Source organism: Turicibacter sp. HGF1 (assembly GCF_000191865.1).
Classification (GTDB): domain Bacteria; phylum Bacillota_I; class Bacilli_A; order MOL361; family Turicibacteraceae; genus Turicibacter; species Turicibacter sanguinis.
This window is the reverse complement of record NZ_AEXQ01000130.1, coordinates 1-4550: the sequence shown is the minus strand read 5'-3', so window position 1 is coordinate 4550 and position 4550 is coordinate 1. Positions and strand designations below refer to the sequence as shown.

Sequence of the window (4550 nt, the reverse complement as noted above, 5' to 3'; positions counted from 1 at the left end):
TTTTTTTATGGCGCGCCCAAGAGGAGTCGAACCCCTAACCTTTTGATCCGTAGTCAAACGCTCTATCCAATTGAGCTATGGGCGCTTATTTACTTTTGTTGCTTACCATGTTATTTGGTACTCACTTATAATACACTACTTGTCGAACTACGTCAATCATTATTTAATAAAAAATTCTAACTAATGTTATTTTAGCACTACACTAGTTAGTTTTCCCTGTTTTTATCTATTTATACATTCTTTTAATAGTTTTTAAATAATTCAGTTTCATCGATAAAATCAATCTAGTGTTCAACCAATTTATTTGCTTCTTCACATGTATTGTACTCAAAAAATTAATCTTATCTAATCACTTAATCAATTCTATGATTAACATTAATCCTAATATTTCATACACATTTGCTTTCGAAATTTCAAACCCTGACATATTTTTTTCATTTCCATTCCTCCCTTTCACTCAATATATATAGCAAACCTTTATTTTAGGTGTGGGAGCTTTTCAAATTAATCCATTGTTAAAAAAATAAAAAAGGCATGCCTAGTGACATACCTTTATCATCAATAAGAATCGATATTAATTCTTATTTTTTTTCTATTCTTTGATCCCGCTGCATATGCAATTGTGCGAATCGCATTTGCTGTTTTACCTTGTTTACCGATAACACGTCCTATATCTTCCTTATTAACCATAACTTGAAAGAGAATGTATTCATCTTCACTAGGAAACTCTTTTATACGTAGATCTTCTTGATGTTGAATGAGCGGGCGAATCAAATTTTCAATTAATGAAATATAGTTCACCGATGCTTCCATAATTATTTAGCGTATTTTTCGTTGTGGAATTTTGTTAAGATTCCTTCAGCTGAGAATAAAGCACGAACTGTATCAGTTGGTTGAGCTCCGTTACGTAACCATTTCATTGCTAATTCTTCATCGATTGAAACGATAGCTGGTTGAGCAACTGGATTGTAAGTTCCGATTACTTCGATGAAACGTCCGTCACGTGGACTAGTTGATGTAGATGCTACGATACGGTAGAAAGGTTTTTTCTTAGAACCCATACGAGTTAAACGTAATTTTACCATTATATATTCCTCCAATTATTTTCAAAATTATACTGTTAAGTATTTTTCCTTAACACGACAATTCAAATTATAGCAAGAACAAAAAAAAGTGTCAAGCATTTTTACTTAACACTTTAATTTTATTTTATTGCATCTAATCCCTCAGGTCCTACTTCTACTTTTTGTACTCCGTGAAGGTTTTTGATTTTACTGACAATATTATCTTTTTGTGATTCATTAACATAAAGACAAACATAGTTCATTTTTTTAGAGATATAGACAACATGTCCAAACTGAGACATCTTTTGTTGAACACTCGACTTTTTCGTATAAACAATAATCTGAATGCGTCTTTGATCCAATGATTTCTCCTCCTAAAAGTATTAATGTGAACAACTCCCACCACTACATCCACAAGAAGAACCTTTTTTAGGGTAGTCTACTTTAATCGAATTTTCCATATATACAGCGATCTGATTTAAAATCTCTTGGATTTCTTTTTCACAATTTTTAAATTCCTTTATGACTGTATGTTGAAATAAACTTGATTTAGCATCTATGAGTTGTTGTGTAACCTCTTTATAATCAGGATGATGTTTAGAACCATAGCGTTGAACATCTTCATATGCCGATTTTGCTTTTTCAAATTTTGAAACTAAAGTTTTAATTTCAGGGCTTTTATCTATTTCATGTTGTAGTTCTTTATATCTTTTAATTACTGGTAGTGAGATAATTTCTTCCACTAACAGTTCAGATAATTCAAGATATTCACTAGTATTTAACATTTTTCATCACCTTCCTAATTATATCATAACCAAATTCAGATGACTAATCATTTTACTTACTAGAGAACATCTTCAACATCAGTTGTGCAAAGTTAAGTTGTTGTTCAAATTTTTGTAAACGCGAAGGCGTTGCTTGTTTTTTTAACGTTTCAATTTCGTTCACAAAGTCTTGATATCTTTCAGGATTTCTGTTTAATTCTTTATACCAGAATGGATACATTCTAATATAGTCTCTTTGTTCAATATTATTAACAATTTGATACATTACGTCCATATTCCATCACCTAATCATCAAATTTTGAGAATAAACCAGGGAATGATTGTTTTTGACTAGCTGCTGCTCCTAATCCTGCAGCCGTACCGGCTCCCTTACCACCTTGCATCGTTTGGAAAAGTTGAATAAATTTCTGTACGGTCGTCATGGTTTGTTGAACTTTATTCATATCCATTTTTTGAAGATACTGAAATGCTTGAGCCATCATTTCTGTCCCCGATAGTGTTGCAGAGCTACTATTAGATGTAGTTGTTGATTTCGTTTCACTTTTTGTCTTATCCGTAGCTGGCGCGCTTTGATTACTTTCTTGTGTAACTTCTTTGTATTTTTCCCATTGGCTATCATCTTCTCCATACAAGTACCATTCCTCATAGATTGACTGCCATGTTGCTTTTCCACTTCGAACATCATTTTTTAATCCAGGATATTTACGTACGAAGCTTTTAAATTCATCTAATTGACTGTCCACTTTCTCTCACCTCGCTACAATTAGTCACTATATTATAGGCAATGTCCACCCCATTGGTGACTAATTTTCCTAATTTATATGAACAATCGCCTTTATCTTTTCTATTATATGAAAAAAAGTCTCAGTATGTGACTGAGACTTAGACTATTTAAAGGGAATAATATTTGTTTTTAATAATTCGGTAACGGTTGCATTACTTTGCTCAGTTTTCAATTTTGAGAGCATTTCAATTCTAACATTTAGATAAACACCGATAGTGAAGAACAATACCATTAAACTAGTTCCTCCATAACTAATAAACGGCAGCGTCACCCCGGTTAGTGGAATGGTTCCACTAGCTCCCCCTAAATTAATAACCGGCTGTAATAAAAACATGGCACCGACACCGATACAAACTAAAGAACCAAATAAATCCTTACATTTAAACGCGGTTAAGAAACAGCGAGCTACAATGACTAAATACGCCACCATGATTAATAAAATTGTAACAACTCCCAACTCTTCAATTAAAATCGTACTGATCATATCGGTATGGGGCTCGATTACATAACCATATTTTTGTGTACTATTACCAATCCCTACTCCAAACAATCCTCCAAGTGCAATGGCCGTGTACCCCATGACATTTTGAAGTCCATTATCATGATTAAATGGATCCCACCAAATATAAAATCGATCCATCTGATAATCCTTTAAACTTAGAATTAATGGAATAATAATTAATAAAGCCATCCCAATAAGTGTCATAATGACTTTAAAATCAATTCCACTACACATAAATATAATGACACCAATTCCAAAGATAATCAGAGCTGAACCTAAGTCTGGCTGGATTAAAACTAAGCCTGTACAAAATCCTAAATAAAGTAATACCCTTAAAAAACTATTTGATAAATACTTTATACCATTAACTAAAAATCCTTGGAAATTTTCTATCGTTCCGATATTCTTAAAAGACCTTAGATGATATTTATTTTGTTTGATACTGTATGTAATAAACCATGCTAGAGCCAATATGACACCTAATTTGACAAACTCAGCTGGTTGAATGGATAAAGGACCAATTTTAATCCAACTTCTTACATTGGAAGCTCCTGAACCTTTACCAAATATCAAAGTAAAGATTAAAATCGGAGGACAAAGTACTGTTGCTAAAAAAGCAAAAAATTTCAATACATTATACGGGATTAAGGCTAAGAATATCATTCCAACAATCCCAATAACTCCACTTACTACTGTTTTTTTAACAAAAAACAATGTATCATCCGCTGCTCCATTATAAATTGAAATACTCGTTATGCTATATATCATCAGTAATCCAATTCCAAATAAGGCAAACACAAGAATTAAAACCACTTTATCTAACTTTTGTGCCCGCTCTATCATGGGTTTGAAAGTAAACTTCTTTTTCTGTTTCTTAACTTTACCTTTAAACTTCATATTAGCTCTCCTCTATAATATAGAAAAAAATTCAATGTATTACTATTTTACCATGTTTTAATAGGTAAACCAAACTGATAGTTTTAGGATATTTATAATTTTATCTATCCCTTTGCATGAACCAAGTTCGTCATTTTACGTATAATACAGTGTAATCAGGAATGAAGGAGGGATAAATGATGTACAATTACGGAACAGGAAACAACTATAGTTATGGTGGTTATGCAAGTGGATACGGTTATGGTGGGTATGCACCCGTTGCTTATCCTATGCCGGTTTACAGTACTGGTAGTGGATGTAGTAATAACTTCGCTCTTATTCTCGTCTTATTTATTTTATTAGTAATCATCGGATGTAGTCATGGCTTCGGTGGTGGAAATAATAGCGGTTTTGGATGTGACTGCTAATTGAAAATCCCTTGTAAACTGATTCATAAATAAGAAGAAAAACGATTAACTATTCTTCTTAAACTACATATGATATATTGAAGTTTCAAACTGAAGGAGGAAATAATAATG

General features: G+C 32.4%; 8 protein-coding genes and 1 tRNA gene. 1 reads left to right on the top strand and 8 read right to left on the bottom strand.

The window, feature by feature from the left end:
- Positions 1-8 precede the first annotated feature (8 nt).
- The 8 genes from HMPREF9402_RS12570 to HMPREF9402_RS12535 all read right to left on the bottom strand — a co-directional run bounded on the left by HMPREF9402_RS12570 (position 9) and on the right by HMPREF9402_RS12535 (position 4032).
- Positions 9-85, bottom strand: a tRNA-Arg gene (locus HMPREF9402_RS12570).
- A gap of 473 nt (positions 86-558) precedes the next feature.
- Complete coding sequence (locus HMPREF9402_RS12565; protein ID WP_237701284.1) at positions 559-801, bottom strand: KH domain-containing protein; 243 nt, start codon at positions 799-801, stop codon at positions 559-561.
- 14 nt (positions 802-815) lie between these two features.
- Complete coding sequence (rpsP, locus tag HMPREF9402_RS12560) at positions 816-1085, bottom strand: 30S ribosomal protein S16 (RefSeq protein WP_211101859.1); 270 nt, start codon at positions 1083-1085, stop codon at positions 816-818.
- Between the two features lie 119 nt (positions 1086-1204).
- Positions 1205-1426, bottom strand: coding sequence for a DUF2129 domain-containing protein (locus HMPREF9402_RS12555; protein WP_006785292.1), 222 nt, complete (start codon positions 1424-1426; stop codon positions 1205-1207).
- A gap of 21 nt (positions 1427-1447) precedes the next feature.
- Positions 1448-1849, bottom strand: a complete 402-nt coding sequence (locus tag HMPREF9402_RS12550; protein WP_009607537.1) for a YlbF family regulator — start codon at positions 1847-1849, stop codon at positions 1448-1450.
- Between the two features lie 52 nt (positions 1850-1901).
- Entirely contained in the window at positions 1902-2123 is a 222-nt protein-coding gene (locus HMPREF9402_RS12545; RefSeq protein WP_006785290.1) for a YlbE-like family protein, read from the bottom strand.
- Between the two features lie 10 nt (positions 2124-2133).
- Complete coding sequence (ylbD, locus tag HMPREF9402_RS12540) at positions 2134-2592, bottom strand: spore coat protein YlbD (protein WP_006785289.1); 459 nt, start codon at positions 2590-2592, stop codon at positions 2134-2136.
- Between the two features lie 144 nt (positions 2593-2736).
- Positions 2737-4032 carry an FtsW/RodA/SpoVE family cell cycle protein gene (locus tag HMPREF9402_RS12535; protein ID WP_009607538.1) on the bottom strand — a complete coding sequence of 432 codons (1296 nt, stop codon included), beginning with the start codon at positions 4030-4032 and terminating at the stop codon, positions 2737-2739.
- A 176-nt stretch (positions 4033-4208) separates the two neighbouring features.
- Here HMPREF9402_RS12535 and HMPREF9402_RS14935 point away from each other — a divergent pair, with 176 nt between their 5' ends.
- Positions 4209-4439: a YjcZ family sporulation protein gene (locus HMPREF9402_RS14935; RefSeq protein WP_269146109.1), complete on the top strand. Its 231-nt coding sequence runs from the start codon at positions 4209-4211 to the stop codon at positions 4437-4439.
- Positions 4440-4550: the final 111 nt, after the last annotated feature.

Excerpts from the sequence above, each read along its gene's own strand:
- rpsP (WP_211101859.1), bottom strand. The coding sequence starts at position 1,085 with ATGGTAAAATTACGTTTAACTCGTATGGGTTCTAAGAAAAAACCTTTC.
- HMPREF9402_RS12550 (WP_009607537.1), bottom strand. The coding sequence starts at position 1,849 with ATGTTAAATACTAGTGAATATCTTGAATTATCTGAACTGTTAGTGGAA.
- HMPREF9402_RS12545 (WP_006785290.1), bottom strand. The coding sequence starts at position 2,123 with ATGGACGTAATGTATCAAATTGTTAATAATATTGAACAAAGAGACTAT.
- HMPREF9402_RS12535 (WP_009607538.1), bottom strand. The coding sequence starts at position 4,032 with ATGAAGTTTAAAGGTAAAGTTAAGAAACAGAAAAAGAAGTTTACTTTC.
- HMPREF9402_RS14935 (WP_269146109.1), top strand. The coding sequence starts at position 4,209 with ATGATGTACAATTACGGAACAGGAAACAACTATAGTTATGGTGGTTAT.